The organism is Mesorhizobium sp. M1D.F.Ca.ET.231.01.1.1, assembly GCF_003999155.2.
In the GTDB taxonomy this organism is placed as follows: Bacteria; Pseudomonadota; Alphaproteobacteria; order Rhizobiales; family Rhizobiaceae; genus Mesorhizobium.
Genome location: NZ_RZOZ02000001.1, coordinates 511,185 through 528,006 on the forward strand (window position 1 = coordinate 511,185; position 16,822 = coordinate 528,006).

Genomic DNA, 16,822 nt, shown 5'->3' on the forward strand with positions numbered 1-16,822 from the left:
TCGGATGGATCCGATCATGGGGGTGATAGCGCGTGACGCCGCACATCGAGGCGGGCAGGGGAGACTACGCCGAAACGGTGCTGCTGCCGGGTGATCCCGAGCGCGCTCAATGGATGGCGGACACCTTTCTCGAGGCGCCGCGCTGCGTCAATCGCCGTCGGGGCGCGCTTGGATTCACCGGCCGGTTCCGCGGCAAGCCGGTCAGCATCCATGCGACCGGAATCGGCGTCTCGTCCTTCCTGATCTATGCCCATGAGTTGCTCGACTATCATGGCGTGAGGACGCTGATCCGCACCGGAACATGTGGCGGGCTGTCGGAGAGCGTTCCGCTGCGGGGCCTGGTCATTTCCAGTGCCGTACGCGCCGAAGGGGCCATCAGCGGGCAGGTGTTCGGACTTTACCAGCCGGCGGGGCCCGATGAGACGCTTCACGCGCTGGCGCTGCGGCGGGCCGCCGATCTCGGCATCGCCTGCAGCGCCGGGCTCACGGTCTGCAGCGACGTCTTCCATCATCCTGATGGCCGTGCCCGGTTCGACGAGCCCAGGGCGCTCGGCGCGCTGGCAGTCGATATGGAAACCAGCGCGCTCTACCGCATCTCGGCGCGGTTCGGTGCGCGCGCCTTGTCGCTGCTGACGGTGGTCGACCACGTCGCCACGGGCGAGCAGACCGATTATTCCGAACGCCAGGCGCTGTTCACCGACATGACGCGCCTGGCGCTCGAAGTGGCGGTTGAGAGCTAGGCTGCCACCTGTTTCAGTGCCGCCTGTTCTTGCGCCGCCGGCCGCTGACCGCGCAGATAGAGCGCGCAGGTCGTGCGAAGCATCGAAACGAAATTGGCGATCTGATCTCGATCGCCTCGTCATAGAGGGTCGAGATGAATTTGGGTGTCGTCAGGCCTGGCTTTCGGCGATCTCGTCTCTGACGGCCAGTTCACCACCGGCGGCGCCGAAAACCCGACACTGACGATCGTGTCGCCGGCCATCCGCCAGGCCGACTGCTTAGCCGCCAGATATCGGCGAAAGGCATCTAGTGTTTCACCGTTTCACGGAAACGGCGAAACGCCCTATCTCCTTGTTTTTACGCAATTCCGGACGGAAAACCGCTCACACTTTTCCTGGAATTGCCTTAGTTCCACCTTCCGGCTGCCTGCTGGCGCGGAACCCGATCAAGCTCCGCCTTGTTATGCAGGCGCGCGGTCGCCTCAGGCACCGACCGGCTGGCCGTCCTTGCGGCGGATGGCGACGACCGACGGGCGCGGCGGCTGGCCGTCCTTGAAGTCGGGCCACAGCGTCTGCACCTTATCGAGCGTCTCGGCGTCCTCGGCCGGATGCTGGACCGACAGGAACAGCGTCGTGCCGTCGGGCGTGAAGCAGGGGCCGGTCGCCTCGGCGCCGTGCGGGCAGGTAAACAGCAACTTCGGCAGGCCGCGCGCCGCACCCTCGGTGTCGACACCATAGAACGTCTTGTCAAAGACCCGCTTCAGCTCGGGAAAACCAAGGGTGGATTGAGCGGCGGCGGCATGTGTTTCGCCGGCAAACAAGGAGCCGACGAAGCTGCCGCCGGCGATCAGCGCGCCGGAGGCGAGGCCGCCCTTCAGCATGTTGCGGCGCGAGACGCGCGCGGCAATGACGTCGCGGATAACAGGGGAGGGTGAAGACGGAGAATTGGCCATCGTGTCTACCTCTCAAGGTGGATGTTGACGACAGGCGCTGCCTAAGCCGCTTCGGCAACAGCCGCATGACATGAGAGAGCGTGTTGCGATGGAGAAGCGGACGGGCCGCCGCTACCCCTTGGTGCAGGTCGACGCCGTGAAGGCGCCGTCGGGTTGCTTCATGATGATGTCGAAGGACGGCCTGCCCGGGCCGTCGAGTGTCGCCTGCGTCATCGAGATCGAGTTGCCGCCGCTGGTGTAGCCGCCGAGCGGTCCGAGCCAACTGATCTCGCCATTGGGATTCATCTGGTAGTTGTAGGTTGCCGCGGTGCCGAAGGTCACCGGGCCGCTATAGACATTGCCCTTGATGGTGATGTCGCCGAGATTGAAGAACAGGCCGAGCAGGTAGACCTCGCAGTGATAGGTCCCGTCGGGCAGCCTGCCGTCGGTGAAGTCGGCGCGGGCGCTGCCGGCGGCGGAGGGGAGAAGCAGGAAGCTCAGGATGATGCGTAAGGCCATGACGTCGCTCGTTTGCGCCGCGACCTTGCCCCATTTTGCCGCCGTCTCGCAACCCGTTCGCGGATTGCGGCATGCGTAGCTGAGATTAAAGTTTAGGCATTTTTACAATTTGGGCAAAATTTAGGCAGTCGTGCGCAAAGTTTTCTCAGTCCTGATCCATCCCCAGAGATCCGATACGTGCGACGGCTATCCGATAACCAACTGTAACTATTCGTCTATCGCGCCTGACCTTACCATGATCCCGCGTTTGGCACGTCGCTTGCACCGCTATGTTGCGATGCAAAACAACCAGCTTGGGAGCGTGGAACATGAGGGGTAATTTCTCGACAATAACAAAAATGTTTTCGGCCGGCGTAGTCGCTGCCGGCCTGTCGATGTCGGCTCCCGCCAAGGCGGCCGACGACACGATCAAGGTCGGCATCCTCCATTCGCTGTCGGGGACCATGGCGATTTCGGAGACGACGCTGAAGGACGTCATGCTGATGCTGATCGAGGAGCAGAACGCCAAGGGCGGCCTACTCGGCAAGAAGCTCGAGGCGGTCGTCGTCGATCCGGCGTCCAACTGGCCGCTGTTCGCCGAAAAGGCGCGCGAGCTGATCTCCAAGGACAAGGTGGCGGCGGTGTTCGGCTGCTGGACCTCGGTGTCGCGCAAGTCGGTGCTGCCGGTCTTCTCGGAGCTCGACAACATCCTGTTCTACCCGGTCCAGTATGAGGGCGAGGAAAGCGAGCGCAATGTCTTCTACACCGGCGCCGCGCCGAACCAGCAGGCCATTCCGGCCGTCGACTATCTGATGAGCGCCGATGGCGGCTCGGTGAAGCGCTGGGTGCTCGAAGGCACCGACTATGTCTATCCACGCACCACCAACAAGATCCTCGAAGCCTATCTGAAATCGAAGGGCGTGCCGGCCGAGGACATCATGGTCAACTACACGCCGTTCGGCTTCTCCGACTGGCAGACCGAGGTCTCGGCGATCAAGAAGTTCGGCTCGGCCGGCAAGAAGACCGCTGTCGTGTCGACCGTCAATGGCGACGCCAACGTGCCGTTCTACAAGGAGCTCGGCAACCAGGGCATCAAGGCCGAGGATATCCCGGTCATGGCGTTCTCGGTCGGCGAGGAAGAACTGGCCGGTCTCGACACCGGTCCGCTGGTCGGCCATCTCGCCGCCTGGAATTACTTCGAGAGCATCGACACGCCCGAGAACAAGAAGTTCATCGACGACTGGCACAAGTTCATCAAGAACGACAAGCGCACCACCAACGACCCGATGGAAGCCCATTACATCGGCTTCAACATGTGGGTGAAGGCGGTCGAGAAGGCCGGCACCACCGATCCGGACAAGGTCATCGACGCCATGGTCGGCGTATCGGTGCCGAATCTCACCGGCGGCTATTCGGCCATGATGCCGAACCATCACATCACCAAGCCGGTGCTGATCGGCGAGATCCAGGCCGACGGCCAGTTCGAGACCGTGTCGCAGACGCCGGGCCTGGTGATGGGCGACGAATGGTCCGACTACCTGCCCGACTCCAAGAACCTGATCTCGGATTGGCGCGCGCCTCTGTCCTGCGGCAACTTCAACGTCGCCACCGGCAAGTGCGGCGGCAAGGGCACCAACTGATCCCGGTCCGGACTTGGTCCGTGACCCCAGGTCTGTCGGATCGCGGAGTGGCCCCACGATCCGAGACCGCAGCCCGGGCGGGCCCTTCGGTCCGCCCGGGTGAAAGCCTCGAACCCCTGGAAGCCGCTTGAAGACGATGACCTTGTTGCGCGCGATCGGCCTGATGTTGCTGCTGACGATGGCAAGCCTGCTGCCGTCGAGCGCGGCTGAGGCCGATCTTCGCGCGACGATCGCCAAATTTGCCACCGCTGCGAATTTCGCGGCCACCGAAGCGGTCGTGCGCGAATTGGCCGCGAGCGGCGATCCAGCCGTCGAGCGCCCGCTCTCGGCGCTGGCCGACGGCAATCTCTATATCCGCAAGTCCGATTCCCAGGTCTTTGTCGGCAAGGAGGGCGGCGACGGCATCGAGCTGCTCGATCCGCTGAGCGGTGACAAGGCAGCCGACGCCGCGAAGATCGACCTCGCCAAGGTCAAGGTCAACAATGCGCTCCGCCGCACTATCCGCGATGCGCTGGGCACGCTGACGCTGCGGGCCAAGGATCCTGCCGTGCGCCTTGCCGCCGCGGCGACCATGTTCAAGGCCCCCGATGCGGCGAACATCGAACCGCTCGATGCCGCTATCGCCGCCGAGACCGATCCCGGCGTCAAGGCGATGTTCGAGCAAGCTCGGGCGGCGTCGGTGCTCGTCTCCGACGGGCCGGAAGCCGACAAGCTGGCCGCCGTCTCGGTCATCGCTGCGCGCGGCGATCGCGACGCGCTTTCATTGCTCACCTCCGTAGAGGCCAACGCTCAAGGCGCGGTCAGGGATGCGGCGAGCGCCGCCATCGGCCGCATCAACTCGACGCTGGCGCTGTGGGATGCCGGCCAGAACATCTGGTACGGCATCTCGCTCGGATCGGTGCTGCTGCTCGCCGCGATCGGGCTTGCCATCACCTTCGGCGTCATGGGCGTCATCAACATGGCGCATGGCGAGATGGTGATGCTCGGCGCCTATACCACCTTCGTCGTTCAGCAGGTGATCCGCACGTCGTTCCCCGGCCTGTTCGACTGGTCGCTGGTCATCGCGCTGCCGCTCGCCTTCCTGGTCGCCGCGCTGGTCGGGCTTGCCATCGAGCGCGGCATCATCCGCTTCCTCTATGGCCGCCCGCTGGAAACGCTTCTGGCCACCTGGGGCGTGTCGCTGATCCTGCAGCAGGCGGTGCGCACCATCTTCGGGCCGACCAACCAGGAGGTCGGCAATCCGTCCTGGATGTCCGGCTCGTTCGACGTCGGCCAGCTGGCCATCACCTGGAACCGGCTGTGGATCCTGGTGTTCGCGCTGCTGGTGTTCGCGGTGCTGCTCTATGTCATGAAGCGCACGCCCTGGGGCCTGCAGATGCGCGCTGTCACCGCAAACCGCCGCATGGCCGCCTCCATGGGGATCAAGACGCCATGGGTCGACGCGCTGACCTTCGCGCTTGGCTCGGGCATCGCTGGCATTGCAGGCGTGGCGCTCAGCCAGATCGACAATGTCTCGCCCAATCTCGGCCGCGGTTACATCATCGACAGCTTCATGGTCGTCGTCTTCGGCGGCGTCGGTAACCTGTGGGGCACGCTGGTCGGCGCCTTCTCGCTCGGCATCGTCAACAAATTCCTCGAGCCTTATGCCGGCGCCGTGCTCGGCAAGATCGTCGTGCTGGTGCTGATCATCCTGTTCATCCAGAAACGCCCGCGCGGCCTGTTCGCGCTGAAGGGCAGGGCGGTGGAAGCATGATCGCGCAGCGCCTGTTCGGCGCCGACCGGCGCATCGCCGTCACGATCTTCGTCCTGCTGGCGGCGGCCGTCATCGTGCCGCTGCTCAACCTGGCGGTCTCACCGACGAGCGCCCTCTATGTTCCGCCCTATATCGTGGCGCTGCTCGGCAAGTATCTCTGCTACGCGCTGCTGGCGCTCGCGCTCGATCTGGTCTGGGGCTATTGCGGCATCCTCTCGCTCGGCCACGGTGCCTTTTTCGCGCTCGGCGGCTATGCGATGGGCATGTATCTGATGCGCCAGATCGGCTCGCGCGGCGTCTACGGCAACCCGATCCTGCCCGACTTCATGGTGTTCCTGAACTACAAGGAACTGCCCTGGTTCTGGTACGGCTTCGACCATTTCTGGTTCGCGGCGCTCATGGTCCTCGCCGTGCCCGGCCTGCTCGCCTTCGTCTTCGGCTGGTTCGCCTTCCGCAGCCGCGTCACCGGCGTCTATCTGTCGATCATCACCCAGGCGATGACCTATGCGCTGCTGCTCGCCTTCTTCCGCAACGACATGGGTTTCGGCGGCAACAACGGCCTGACCGATTTCAAGGACATACTCGGCTTCAACGTGCAGGCCGATGCGACGCGCTCGGCGCTGTTTGCGGCGAGCGCCGTCACGCTTGCGCTCGCGGTTCTTCTCACCGCGGCGATCGTGCACTCCAAATACGGCAAGCTGCTGATGGCGGTGCGCGACGCTGAGAGCCGCACCCGCTTCCTCGGCTGGCGGGCCGAGAACGTCAAGCTGTTCGCCTTCACCGTCTCCGCGGTCATGGCCGGCATCGCCGGTGCGCTCTACGTGCCGCAGGTCGGCATCATCAACCCCGGCGAATTCGACCCGGCAAACTCGATCGAGGTGGTGATCTGGACCGCCGTCGGCGGGCGCGGCACCATCGTCGGGCCGATCATTGGCGCGCTGCTCCTCAACGCCGGCAAATCCTGGTTCACCGGCGTCTTGCCGGAATTCTGGCTGTTCGCGCTGGGCGGGCTGTTCGTCGCCGTCACGCTGCTGCTGCCCAAGGGCATCGTCGGCATGTGGGATTCGTGGCGCGACCAGGCCAGCGCGCTGCGCGCGGCTTCGCTCGCTGAGGAAGCCGGCGCTGATCCGGAGGCGCCAGAGCCGAAGATCGTGCGCTCGGCGGCGAGGACCCCGGGCGCATGGTCCGCTTCCGGCGCCGAGCCGCAGCCGGCGGAGTGAGCTATCATGAGCAAGTCGAACACCATCCTCTATCTCGACGGCGTCTCGGTTTCCTTCGACGGTTTCCGCGCCATCAACAATCTGTCGCTGGTGCTCGACAAGGGCGAGATGCGGGCGATCATCGGGCCGAACGGCGCCGGCAAGACGACGATGATGGACATCGTCACCGGCAAGACGCGGCCGGACGAGGGCGAGGTGTTCTTCGACGGCTTGGTCGACCTCACCCGGCACGACGAGGCCGAGATCGCCATGATGGGCATCGGCCGCAAATTCCAGAAGCCGACCGTCTTCGAGAGCCACAGTGTCGAGGACAATCTGATGCTGGCGCTGAAAGGACCGCGCTCGATCTTCCCGGCGCTCTTCCATCGCCGCTCGGCGGCCGAGGCGCGGCACATCGACGATATCCTCGGCATCATCCGTCTCGGCGACAAGCGCGACGAGCTCGCCGCCAATCTCAGCCACGGCCAGAAGCAGTGGCTGGAGATCGGCATGCTGCTCGCGCAGGACCCAAAACTCTTGCTCGTCGACGAGCCGGTCGCCGGCATGACCGACGCCGAGACCGAGGAGACCGCACGGCTGCTCAAGGATATCGCCCGCGACCATTCGGTGGTCGTCGTCGAGCACGACATGCATTTCGTGCGCGAGCTCGGCGTCAAGGTCACCTGCCTGCACGAAGGCTCGGTGCTGTCGGAAGGCACGCTCGATTTCGTCTCGGCCGACGAGCGCGTCGTCGAAGTCTATCTGGGGCGATGAGCATGGTCTGGCGCGTTCCGTTCCACCGTTTCGATTTCGCTTTCCTTCGGCGTTGGAGAAGGCGTTGACCATGCTCGAAGTCTCCAATGCCACGCTCCACTACGGCGCCGCCCAGGCGCTGCGGGGCGTTTCGCTGAAGGCGAATGCAGGCAAGATAACCTGCGTGCTCGGCCGCAACGGCGTCGGCAAGACCAGTTTGATGAGATCGATCGTCGGCCATCACCGGCTGACGAGCGGAAGCGTTGCCTTCGAGGGGAAGGCGCTCGACCGGAGCGCGGCGTATGACCGCGCCCGGTCGGGCATCGCATTCGTGCCGCAGGGCAGGGAGATCTTTCCGCTGCTGACGGTGCGCGAGAATCTGGAGTCGGGCTTCGCGCCGCTGGGACGTGGCGACCGCAACATCCCGGCGCATGTTTTCGAGCTGTTTCCGGTGCTCAAGCAGATGCTGTCGCGACGCGGCGGCGACCTGTCCGGCGGCCAGCAGCAGCAGCTCGCCATCGGCAGGGCGCTGGTGATGCGGCCGAAACTGCTCGTGCTCGACGAACCGACAGAGGGCATCCAGCCGTCGATCATCAAGGACATCGGCCGCGCCATCCGCTATCTGCGCGACCAGGCAGGGATCGCCGTGCTTTTGGTCGAACAGTATCTCGACTTCTGCCGCGAGCTTGCCGACGAGGTCAACATCATGGACCGCGGCCGGATCGTGCACTCCGGGCCGGCCGAGGATCTCGACCGCGCGGATGTGCGGAAGTACCTGACAGTCTAAACGGGCGGCTCGACTTCAGGCGATCGCGTGAGCCGATAGCAAGCCCAATATTTCTGCGACCCAGTCCTTCCTAACTCTGGCGCGTGTAAAGCCGCGTGCTAGTCTTTTCTTGGCCCTGGTGAGTCGGCCGCTTTCCGTACCAGTCGCGAATGAGGGGAAGGGCGGGTTCGGCCGCAAGTTCCACGCAAGCAAGCCCGCCTAGCTTTCCCAAGAGTGATTGTCGGTCAATGCGTCCAACAAAGAACTTGCCAGGGGAAGGCGATGGAACGTTTTGTCGAGGATTATCAGAAGCGACGCCTCATTGAACGCGTGGACATCATGACGGCGATCAACATCCTGATGTCGCAAGGCTACGACGAGGACGATCTGCTGGGCGAAATAACCAAGGTATTTTACGTCGACCTCGACACCTATAATGAAGTGATCGGGCGCCACTGAGGGCTGGCAAGTCTCAAGCGCAGCGTCGAATGTCGAGCACGCGGTTGCGGCCGCCGCGCTTGGCTGCGTAAAGCGCCTTGTCGGCGGCGCTGAGCACCTTGTCGAAGCTCACGCCTTCGTTGCTGCCGAGCGCGAAACCGGCGCTCACCGTGCAATTCAGCCGGCCCGTCTCGGTCTCGATCGTTCGCGCCGCAAAAGCCATCCTGATCCGTTCGGCCGTGCCCTCGACCATCTCTGGCAAGGTGCGCTTCAGCACCAGCGCGAATTCCTCGCCGCCCAAGCGGGCGGCGACGTCGGTCGGGCGCAGATTGCCTGACAGTTCTTCGGCGAAGATCTTCAGCACCTCGTCGCCGGCGGCATGGCCGAACCGGTCGTTGATTGCCTTGAAGCCGTCGAGGTCGAACACCACCACCGCCATGAAGGCGCCGAAAGGCGTCTTGCCGTGCAGGTCGAACAACGCGCGGCGGTTGAGCAGCCCGGTCAGCGCATCGGTCTCGGCCTCGCGCTTGTGGTGGCGCGCGAGCCGCCCCTGGTTGAGCGCCAGCGACAGCGCGCCGATACCGGTCATCGAGGCGATGACGATGACCAGGCTCAGATCCTCGGCCCAGTTGCTCGGCGCGTGGCCGAGGACCAGCTTGCCGTCCCATGCCAGCACGCTCGCGCACAGCACGAATGATGCGGCGGTCAGCGAATAGAGCAGCGCCACGCCAACAAGCTGCGCCGGCGCCTCCGCGCGGCCTTTCCAATATTCATGCGCCGTGCCGAACAGAAGCAGCGCCGCAAGCGAATTCTCGAGCATGAAGCCCAATCCGTCATAGCCGAGCGCGATCGGCGGCAACGCCAGGGCCAAGGAGATGCCTGCGCCACGCGCGATGCGCGGCAGCGGCGAGCGGCCGGTCCGGAACTGGTGGGCCGCGCCCAGCATCACCGAGAAGCCAAGCAGCAGCAGCGCCAGCGTCAGGACGCCGAGGGCAGTTCCGGGCGCCGCGATGTAGGCGTCATAGGCAAAGACCTCGGCCACGACCACCAGCACGCTGACTGCCCATGTCAGCAGGAACTTGTCGGAACGGGCGGTCAGCCAGGTCCCGAACAGCGTGAGGCTGAGGCAGGCGGCGGAGAAGCCGACGGCCAGAAGCAATGAGTTGTAGTCGAGCAGCATGCAGCCGTCCTTGCCGGCGCCGGGCCCCTGCAACCTGGCGTAGGTGCATTAGTGCGGCAAGGAAGTATCGATTGCGTTACGATTGCAGTGAAGATGCTGGAATTCCTGCGTTACAGGATCACTACCGACAACAGCAGGGCAAGGCCGACCATCATCATCAGCAGACCTGGCCAATTCTGTGAAAGGCCGAGGAAACGGAGCCCGCGCCGGCGTGGCTCCAGCGTCGGTCCAGGTGTTGCAAGGTATGGTTTCGGGCGATCCGAGGCGGCAGATGCCGGATTGCTAAGTTGCCCGCGCCAGAGGACTGCACTCGCCACGTACACAATCCCGGCGACAGTAAGCAACATTCCAATGAAGATGACAGTCATGTCACCTCGCTTCTTCGGGTTCTCCGATGCCGCCGGCCAGCGTTCAGCGGCGCCCGACCGCTATGAAAGACGGCCATCGGCGAAAAAGACAAAACGGTCGAGATGCCCGGCAAGTTCCGACGGAGCCACGCAAAGCAGATCCGACACCAAGGCAAATCCGGTGCTTAAACAGAGGATATGACTGCGGTAAAGGCTCGCCGCTTTAATCGGTTACCCGCTTCATCAGGGCCATGGCACCGAAGGGCGCGCGCACCTTGCCTTCAGTGATGAAGTAGGCGAACACGTCGCGCGGCTTGACCGGCGCATCGGTCTGGGGGTCGGCGCGCGGCAAGTCGGCCGGCTGCTTGCCTTCGGCCCAGGTCTTTACCCGCGCCGCCCATTCGTCGAGGCCCTTTGGCGTGTAGCAGTCCGGATTGTCGTCGCTGCCGGTCTGCAGCCGCGCATAGACGAAGTCGCCGGTGACGTCGGCGATCGCCGGATATTTGGCATGGTCGGCATAGACGATGGCGGCGTTGTATTTTCGCGCCAGCGCCGGAAATTCCGGCACGATGAAGCTGTCATGCCTGACTTCCAGCGCATGGCGCAGCGGCACGCCGTTCTGCTTCTCGGGCAGCAGCTTCAAAAAGGCCTCGAAATCGTCCGCATCGAATTTCTTCGTCGGCGCGAACTGCCACAGGATCGGCCCCAGCTTGTCGCCGAGCGCGGCGACGCCGGAACCCAGGAAACGCATCATCGATTCGCCTGCCTCGCCCAGCACGCGGCGGTTGGTGACGAAGCGGTTGCCTTTCAGCGAATAGACGAAGCCGTCGGGCGCTTCGCTCGCCCATTTGACGAAGGTCGGCTCCTTGAAGCTGGAGTAGAAAGTGCCGTTGACCTCGATGCTCGGCACCTGGCGGCTTGCATAGTGGAGTTGCTTCGCCTTCGACAGCTTGTCCGGATAGAAGGAAGTATCCCATGGCTCGAAGGTCCAGCCGCCCATGCCGGAGCGGATCTTTCCTTGGCTGGTCATCGTCTTCCTCCCAGTTCTCGAATTGATCAGGCGGCGTTGCCGACAGGCTTGGCCATGTCGACCACCGTCCATCCCGGCCGGTACGGATTGGGCCGGCGACCGGTCTCGCGATAGCCATAGGCCGAATAGAGCGCGAGGTTCCGCTCCATGCGCGAATTGGTGTAGAGCTGCACCTCCGGCAAGCTCCAGAGCCGCGCCTGCTCGTCGGCGAAGTTGAGCAGCGCAATACCGAGCTTCCTGCCCTGGAAGGCCGGCGTCACTGCGACGCTGAAGATCATGGCGTGGTCCGGATGCCGTTCGAGGACGATCAGCCCGGCCAGGCCGGTATCCTCTTCCAGCAGCCAGATTTCGCCGCGCTCGATACGCGGCGCGTAGTCCTCGGTCACCGGAATGAGCGGCGCGCCGAGCAGGGCGGTGTAGGGCGCGTAGGCTTCCGTGGTCAGTCCGACGATGGCTGCGAGATCTTCGGGCCGGGCAAGTCTCATGATTGATCCACTCCGGCAGCGGCCGCGACCACCTTTGCCATGCCCGCGGCGATCGCCGCTACCGCAGCGCGGCTGGCATCGCCAAGCCCGTGGCGATCGGCCAGCCAATACGCATCGTTGTAGGACAGCCAGACCTGGCCTCGCGCATCCTCCCAGGCCAGCGCCTTGATCGGCAGGTCGATGCCGGCCAACTGGCGATCCTGCATCAGCGGCGTGCCACCTTTCGGATGGCCGAAGATCAGCACCTCGGTCGGACGCAACGGCACGCCGATTTCATGCGCACCGGCGGCATGGTCGATGCGCGCGAAGACGCGCAATCCCGCATTGGTAACGGTCTCAACGAGCCGGTCGATGGTTTCACCGACGCTGAAGCGGCTTTCGACGGAGACGAGGCCGTTGTTCGTCATCACTCCGCCGCTTCGCGCTTGCCTCCGGGGCGCCGCTCCAGAAGCTCCTTCAGGAACTGGCCGGTGTAGCTGCGCTTCTCGCGCACGATCGCTTCCGGTGTGCCCGATGCGACCAACTCGCCGCCGCCGTCGCCGCCTTCTGGGCCGAGGTCGAGCACCCAGTCTGCGGTCTTGATGACTTCGAGATTGTGCTCGATCACCACCACCGTGTTGCCCTGGTCGACCAGCTCGTGCAGCACTTCGAGCAGCTTGGCGACGTCGTGGAAATGCAGGCCGGTGGTCGGCTCGTCGAGGATGTATAGCGTCTTGCCGGTTGCCTTGCGCGACAGCTCCTTGGCGAGCTTGATGCGCTGCGCCTCGCCGCCCGACAGCGTCGTCGCCTGCTGGCCGATATGGATGTAGCCCAAGCCGACCTGCTTCAGCGTTTCCAGCTTGTCGCGCACGCCGGGCACCGCCGAGAAGAAGTCGACACCTTCCTCGACCGTCATGTCGAGCACGTCGGCGATCGACTTGCCCTTGAACAGCACGTCCAGCGTCTCGCGGTTGTAGCGCTTGCCGTGGCAGACGTCGCAGGTGACATAGACGTCGGGCAGGAAGTGCATCTCGATCTTGATGACGCCGTCGCCCTGGCAGGCCTCGCAGCGGCCGCCCTTGACATTGAAGGAGAAGCGCCCCGGCTGATAGCCGCGCGCCTTGGCCTCCGGCAGACCGGCGAACCAGTCGCGGATGGGGGTGAAGGCGCCGGTATAGGTCGCAGGATTGGACCGCGGCGTGCGGCCGATCGGCGACTGGTCGATGTCGATGACCTTGTCGAGGAACTCCAGCCCCTCGATGCGGTCATGCTCGGCCGGATGCTCGCGCGAGCCCATGATGCGGCGCGAGGCCGCCTTGAACAGCGTCTCGATCAGGAAGGTCGACTTGCCGCCGCCGGACACGCCGGTCACGCAGGTGAAGGTGCCGAGCGGGATTTCCGCCGTGACATTCTTCAGGTTGTTGCCGCGCGCGCCGACGACCTTGATGCGCCGGTTCTTCTTCGCCTCGCGGCGCACTTCCGGCGTCGCCACTTCGAGCTCGCCCGACAGGTACTTGCCGGTGATCGAGGCGGGCGTCGCCATGATCTGCTGAGGCGTGCCTTGCGCGATGATCTCACCGCCGTGGATGCCGGCGGCCGGGCCGATGTCGACGACATAGTCGGCATGCAGGATGGCGTCCTCGTCATGCTCGACGACGATCACCGTGTTGCCGATGTCGCGCAGGTGCTTGAGCGTGTCGAGCAGGCGCGCATTGTCGCGCTGGTGCAGGCCGATCGACGGCTCGTCGAGCACATAGAGCACGCCGGTCAGGCCGGAGCCGATCTGCGAGGCGAGGCGGATGCGCTGGCTTTCGCCGCCGGACAGCGTGCCGGAATTGCGCGACAGGGTCAGATAGTCGAGGCCGACATCGTTGAGGAAGCGCAGCCGCTCGCGGATTTCCTTCAGCACGCTGACCGCGATCTCGTTCTGCTTTTCGTTGAGCTCAGCCGGCAGGTCGGTGAACCACTGATCAGCCTTGCGGATCGAAAGCTCGGTCACCTCGCCGATGTGCTTGCCGGCGATCTTGACCGCGAGCGCCTCCGGCTTCAGCCGGTAGCCATTGCAGGCGGGGCAAGGGGTGGCCGACATGAAGCGCTCGATCTCCTCGCGCATCCAGGCCGACTCCGTTTCCTTCCAGCGCCGGTCGAGATTGGGGATGACGCCCTCGAAGGTCTTGGTGGTCTTATAGGAGCGCAGGCCGTCGTCATACTGGAAGGTGATCTCGCGCTCGCCCGTGCCGTGCAGCACGGCCTCCTGTGCTTCGGCGCTCAGGTCCTTGAACTTGTCGCCGAGCTTGAAGCCATAGGCCTTGCCGAGCGCTTCCAGCGTCTGCGCGTAATAGGGCGAGGTGGATTTCGCCCACGGGCTGATGGCGCCGTCGCGCAACGAGACGTTCTCGTCCGGCACCACGAGGTTGGCGTCGATGGCGCGCTGGCTGCCGAGGCCGTCGCAGGTCGGGCAGGCGCCGAACGGATTGTTGAAGGAGAACAGCCGTGGCTCGATCTCGGGAATGGTGAAGCCCGAGACCGGACAGGCGAACTTCTCCGAGAACATGATGCGCTCATGCGTCTCGTTCTTCGACTTGTTGACCGAGTCCTCGCCCGTCTGGCTGGCGTCGAGCGGCCTGTCGGCAAACTCGGCCACGGCAAGGCCGTCGGCGAGCTTCAGCGCGGTTTCCATCGAATCCGCAAGCCGCGTCGCCAGATCGCCGCGCACGACGATGCGGTCGACGACGACGTCGATGTCGTGCTTGTACTTCTTGTCCAGCGCCGGCACGTCGGCGATCTCGTAGAAGACGCCGTCGACCTTGACGCGCTGGAAGCCCTTCTTCTGCAGTTCCAGCAGTTCCTTACGGTACTCGCCCTTGCGGCCGCGCACGATCGGCGCCAGCAGGTAGAGGCGCGTGCCTTCGTCAAGCGCCAGCACCCGGTCGACCATCTGGCTGACGGTCTGGCTCTCGATCGGCAGGCCGGTGGCCGGCGAATAGGGAATGCCGACGCGCGCGAACAGCAGGCGCATGTAGTCGTAGATCTCGGTGACGGTGCCGACCGTCGAACGCGGGTTGCGCGAGGTCGTCTTCTGCTCGATCGAGATGGCGGGCGACAGGCCGTCGATCTGGTCGACGTCCGGCTTCTGCATCATCTCCAGGAACTGGCGGGCATAGGCCGACAGGCTTTCGACGTAACGGCGCTGGCCCTCGGCATAGATGGTGTCGAAGGCGAGCGACGACTTGCCGGATCCCGACAGCCCGGTCATGACGATCAGGCTGTCGCGCGGCAGGTCGAGATCGACGTTCTTGAGATTGTGTTCGCGGGCTCCGCGAATGGAAAGGTATTTTTGGTCGGCCATCGCCGGTCGCCGCCTCAGGTCTGGAATTTTCTGGATTGGGCGGGTTTGTCCCGGCCATCCCCTATGTAGGTAGTTTCGCCGCCGCGTCGAGAGACGCCACGATCTCGACGGAAGTTGCCAACTACGGGTTTAACCGTCTTTCGCGCGAACGGGCAAGCGTAAAGAACAAAGGCCGAACACGCTCCTGACAAAGCGCTGTGGAAACAATGATCGCAAAAGCCGCTCCGGCCGATCGGCGAAAGGCATTCGACTTACCTGGACGTAACCTCCGAGCGATCACATTTTTCGGTAACCGGCTATTCGACGGTTGACGCCGGCGACTCACGGGAGCAGTCTCGAAACGTCAACCGAAGCCGGCCGTCTTTCGATGGCCTCGCCACCCAGAGGTGGCCTGCGAGACGCCGCAGGCGATAGCGATTTGCGCTTCGAACGACATTGTCGCAACGGACCCAGGAGCGGAGCATGACGCCACCGGACAGTCCCTTGAGGCTCCACGCGTTGATGGAGCCGCGGCAGGCATAAGTGCCAGGACAGGCGCGAGCGCCAGTCCGACAAACCGTGACTTGTCGAATCCGTACAATCAGAGACCATAGTCGGATCGTCGGCTGAATGCCGCGGAGCATCCGAAACAGAACGCCGGCAGTCCACTCCCGGCTAAAGTTGGGTTTCAGATCCATGAAAGCCCCGTCCACCTGCGGAAGCAGCGGCGGGGCTTGAATTTTGAGGGACTGAGGATTTCTTTCTCGACCTTGCAGCCATTAGGCTCGCCGATCAGTGGTTGGGAGGCCTGATGCTGCCCGTGGCCATGTCGATGGTTATGCTGCCGGAAATCCTGACATCGGTATCGCCGATCTTGAACGTGCCGTTGCCGCCGGCCGGAAGAGCGTCGTCAGGCTCGGGCTTCGGCGCGGGCTTGGCGATACGGTAGTCGCCGCTGACGCCTGGAAGCTTCCGCGCCGAACCGTCTTCGCCAAAGGCTGCGGTGCTGCCGATCATGGCGCCGGCGAGAGCGGCGAGGGCGATGCGCAAATGTCTGGACTGCCGGTGCGTCGTCATTCGCCAACTATAGAGACGCGCCGGGAGCGAGGCCAGACACGGCGGCAATCAAATTGCCGCGCGTCTTCCGTCCCACCTCAGGCCACCTTCTTGCGCGTGTCGTAAACATGGTCGACGAGGCCCCAGGCCTTGGCCTCCTCGGCGGTCATGAAATAGTCGCGGTCGAGCGTGCGCTCGACCTCTTCGTAGCTGCGGCCGCAATGCCTGGCGTAAAGCTCTGTCATATGGCGCTTGGTGCGCAGTATGTCCTCGGCATGGCGCTGGATGTCGGAGGCCTGGCCCTGAAAGCCGCCGAGCGGCTGATGCAGCACGATCCTGGTGTTGGGGAGCGCGATGCGGCGCCCAGCCGAGCCGGCCATCAGCAGGAAGGAAGCCATCGAGGCGGCAAAGCCCATGCACACCGTCGACACCGGACAGGAGATGTATTGCATCGTGTCGTAGATGGCGAAGCCGCTGGTCACCACGCCGCCCGGCGAGTTGATGTAGATCGATATCTCCTTGTCGGGATGGTCCGATTCCAGCGACAACAGCTGCGCGCAGACCAGCGCCGACACGCCGTCATTGATCTCGCCGTTGATGAAGACGATGCGCTCGCGCAGCAGCCGCGAGAAAATGTCGAAGGCGCGTTCGCCGCGACTCGACTGCTCGATCACCATCGGCACCAGATTGGCAAGGGCGCTCATGAGCCAGGTCTCCTC

The 16,822-nt window shown here is 64.2% G+C and carries 17 protein-coding genes and 1 pseudogene; 7 read left to right on the forward strand and 11 right to left on the reverse strand.

Features of this window, described 5'->3' with window-relative positions; genetic code table 11:
• Positions 1–32: 32 nt before the first annotated feature.
• Complete coding sequence (locus EN874_RS02540; protein WP_127423929.1) at positions 33–740, forward strand: purine-nucleoside phosphorylase; 708 nt, start codon at positions 33–35, stop codon at positions 738–740.
• Here EN874_RS02540 and EN874_RS34225 read toward each other — a convergent pair.
• The 3 genes and pseudogenes from EN874_RS34225 to EN874_RS02555 form a co-directional block, all read right to left on the reverse strand.
• Positions 737–926 (reverse strand): annotated as a pseudogene (locus tag EN874_RS34225) (ribbon-helix-helix domain-containing protein); the annotation flags it as partial. The gene EN874_RS02540 and the pseudogene EN874_RS34225 overlap by 4 nt on opposite strands.
• 275 nt (positions 927–1,201) lie before the next feature.
• Positions 1,202–1,672, reverse strand: coding sequence for an alkaline phosphatase PhoX (locus EN874_RS34230; protein WP_245513416.1), 471 nt, complete (start codon positions 1,670–1,672; stop codon positions 1,202–1,204).
• Between the two features lie 111 nt (positions 1,673–1,783).
• Positions 1,784–2,170 carry a hypothetical protein gene (locus EN874_RS02555; protein ID WP_127423930.1) on the reverse strand — a complete coding sequence of 129 codons (387 nt, stop codon included), beginning with the start codon at positions 2,168–2,170 and terminating at the stop codon, positions 1,784–1,786.
• Positions 2,171–2,508: 338 nt separating this feature from the next.
• Here EN874_RS02555 and urtA point away from each other — a divergent pair, with 338 nt between their 5' ends.
• The 6 genes from urtA (at position 2,509) to EN874_RS02585 (ending at position 8,719) form a co-directional block, all read left to right on the forward strand.
• A complete protein-coding gene (urtA, locus tag EN874_RS02560; RefSeq protein ID WP_245513474.1) occupies positions 2,509–3,789 on the forward strand; it encodes an urea ABC transporter substrate-binding protein in 1,281 nt (426 codons plus the stop codon).
• Between the two features lie 136 nt (positions 3,790–3,925).
• Positions 3,926–5,542, forward strand: coding sequence for an urea ABC transporter permease subunit UrtB (gene urtB, locus EN874_RS02565; protein WP_127424503.1), 1,617 nt, complete (start codon positions 3,926–3,928; stop codon positions 5,540–5,542).
• Positions 5,539–6,762, forward strand: a complete 1,224-nt coding sequence (urtC, locus tag EN874_RS02570) for an urea ABC transporter permease subunit UrtC (protein WP_127423932.1) — start codon at positions 5,539–5,541, stop codon at positions 6,760–6,762. Before urtB ends, urtC begins: the two co-directional genes overlap by 4 nt.
• A 6-nt stretch (positions 6,763–6,768) precedes the next feature.
• Entirely contained in the window at positions 6,769–7,515 is a 747-nt protein-coding gene (gene urtD / locus EN874_RS02575; protein ID WP_127423933.1) for an urea ABC transporter ATP-binding protein UrtD, read from the forward strand.
• Positions 7,516–7,585: 70 nt separating this feature from the next.
• On the forward strand, positions 7,586–8,281 hold the full coding sequence (urtE, locus tag EN874_RS02580) for an urea ABC transporter ATP-binding subunit UrtE (protein ID WP_127424504.1): 696 nt from the start codon (positions 7,586–7,588) through the stop codon (positions 8,279–8,281).
• 261 nt (positions 8,282–8,542) lie between these two features.
• Entirely contained in the window at positions 8,543–8,719 is a 177-nt protein-coding gene (locus EN874_RS02585; RefSeq protein WP_126089084.1) for a hypothetical protein, read from the forward strand.
• A 13-nt stretch (positions 8,720–8,732) separates the two neighbouring features.
• Here the strand turns inward: EN874_RS02585 and EN874_RS02590 are convergent, their stop codons facing one another.
• The 8 genes from EN874_RS02590 to EN874_RS02625 all read right to left on the reverse strand — a co-directional run bounded on the left by EN874_RS02590 (position 8,733) and on the right by EN874_RS02625 (position 16,807).
• Complete coding sequence (locus EN874_RS02590) at positions 8,733–9,878, reverse strand: GGDEF domain-containing protein (RefSeq protein ID WP_127423934.1); 1,146 nt, start codon at positions 9,876–9,878, stop codon at positions 8,733–8,735.
• 110 nt (positions 9,879–9,988) lie between these two features.
• Positions 9,989–10,246, reverse strand: a complete 258-nt coding sequence (locus tag EN874_RS02595) for a hypothetical protein (protein ID WP_127423935.1) — start codon at positions 10,244–10,246, stop codon at positions 9,989–9,991.
• Between the two features lie 202 nt (positions 10,247–10,448).
• Positions 10,449–11,255, reverse strand: coding sequence for a DUF72 domain-containing protein (locus EN874_RS02600; RefSeq protein WP_127423936.1), 807 nt, complete (start codon positions 11,253–11,255; stop codon positions 10,449–10,451).
• Between the two features lie 26 nt (positions 11,256–11,281).
• On the reverse strand, positions 11,282–11,740 hold the full coding sequence (locus EN874_RS02605) for a GNAT family N-acetyltransferase (protein ID WP_127423937.1): 459 nt from the start codon (positions 11,738–11,740) through the stop codon (positions 11,282–11,284).
• Complete coding sequence (locus tag EN874_RS02610; RefSeq protein ID WP_168247341.1) at positions 11,737–12,147, reverse strand: DUF302 domain-containing protein; 411 nt, start codon at positions 12,145–12,147, stop codon at positions 11,737–11,739. Before EN874_RS02610 ends, EN874_RS02605 begins: the two co-directional genes overlap by 4 nt.
• Positions 12,147–15,068, reverse strand: coding sequence for an excinuclease ABC subunit UvrA (gene uvrA, locus EN874_RS02615; protein WP_127423939.1), 2,922 nt, complete (start codon positions 15,066–15,068; stop codon positions 12,147–12,149). Before uvrA ends, EN874_RS02610 begins: the two co-directional genes overlap by 1 nt.
• A 771-nt stretch (positions 15,069–15,839) precedes the next feature.
• Positions 15,840–16,124: a hypothetical protein gene (locus tag EN874_RS02620; RefSeq protein ID WP_127423940.1), complete on the reverse strand. Its 285-nt coding sequence runs from the start codon at positions 16,122–16,124 to the stop codon at positions 15,840–15,842.
• Between the two features lie 77 nt (positions 16,125–16,201).
• The gene (locus tag EN874_RS02625) at positions 16,202–16,807 is read right to left on the reverse strand and encodes an ATP-dependent Clp protease proteolytic subunit (protein ID WP_127423941.1); all 606 of its coding nucleotides are present in this window, start codon (positions 16,805–16,807) and stop codon (positions 16,202–16,204) included.
• Positions 16,808–16,822: the final 15 nt, after the last annotated feature.

What these genes read in the sequence shown, in the direction of transcription:
- EN874_RS02595 (WP_127423935.1), bottom strand. Translation starts at nt 10,246, where the DNA reads ATGACTGTCATCTTCATTGGAATGTTGCTTACTGTCGCCGGGATTGTG.
- EN874_RS02625 (WP_127423941.1), bottom strand. Translation starts at nt 16,807, where the DNA reads ATGAGCGCCCTTGCCAATCTGGTGCCGATGGTGATCGAGCAGTCGAGT.
- EN874_RS02590 (WP_127423934.1), bottom strand. Translation starts at nt 9,878, where the DNA reads ATGCTGCTCGACTACAACTCATTGCTTCTGGCCGTCGGCTTCTCCGCC.
- urtD (WP_127423933.1), top strand. Translation starts at nt 6,769, where the DNA reads ATGAGCAAGTCGAACACCATCCTCTATCTCGACGGCGTCTCGGTTTCC.
- EN874_RS02585 (WP_126089084.1), top strand. Translation starts at nt 8,543, where the DNA reads ATGGAACGTTTTGTCGAGGATTATCAGAAGCGACGCCTCATTGAACGC.
- EN874_RS02620 (WP_127423940.1), bottom strand. Translation starts at nt 16,124, where the DNA reads ATGACGACGCACCGGCAGTCCAGACATTTGCGCATCGCCCTCGCCGCT.
- urtB (WP_127424503.1), top strand. Translation starts at nt 3,926, where the DNA reads ATGACCTTGTTGCGCGCGATCGGCCTGATGTTGCTGCTGACGATGGCA.
- EN874_RS02600 (WP_127423936.1), bottom strand. Translation starts at nt 11,255, where the DNA reads ATGACCAGCCAAGGAAAGATCCGCTCCGGCATGGGCGGCTGGACCTTC.
- EN874_RS02555 (WP_127423930.1), bottom strand. Translation starts at nt 2,170, where the DNA reads ATGGCCTTACGCATCATCCTGAGCTTCCTGCTTCTCCCCTCCGCCGCC.
- urtE (WP_127424504.1), top strand. Translation starts at nt 7,586, where the DNA reads ATGCTCGAAGTCTCCAATGCCACGCTCCACTACGGCGCCGCCCAGGCG.
- EN874_RS34230 (WP_245513416.1), bottom strand. Translation starts at nt 1,672, where the DNA reads ATGGCCAATTCTCCGTCTTCACCCTCCCCTGTTATCCGCGACGTCATT.
- urtC (WP_127423932.1), top strand. Translation starts at nt 5,539, where the DNA reads ATGATCGCGCAGCGCCTGTTCGGCGCCGACCGGCGCATCGCCGTCACG.
- urtA (WP_245513474.1), top strand. Translation starts at nt 2,509, where the DNA reads ATGTTTTCGGCCGGCGTAGTCGCTGCCGGCCTGTCGATGTCGGCTCCC.
- EN874_RS02610 (WP_168247341.1), bottom strand. Translation starts at nt 12,147, where the DNA reads ATGACGAACAACGGCCTCGTCTCCGTCGAAAGCCGCTTCAGCGTCGGT.
- uvrA (WP_127423939.1), bottom strand. Translation starts at nt 15,068, where the DNA reads ATGGCCGACCAAAAATACCTTTCCATTCGCGGAGCCCGCGAACACAAT.
- EN874_RS02605 (WP_127423937.1), bottom strand. Translation starts at nt 11,740, where the DNA reads ATGAGACTTGCCCGGCCCGAAGATCTCGCAGCCATCGTCGGACTGACC.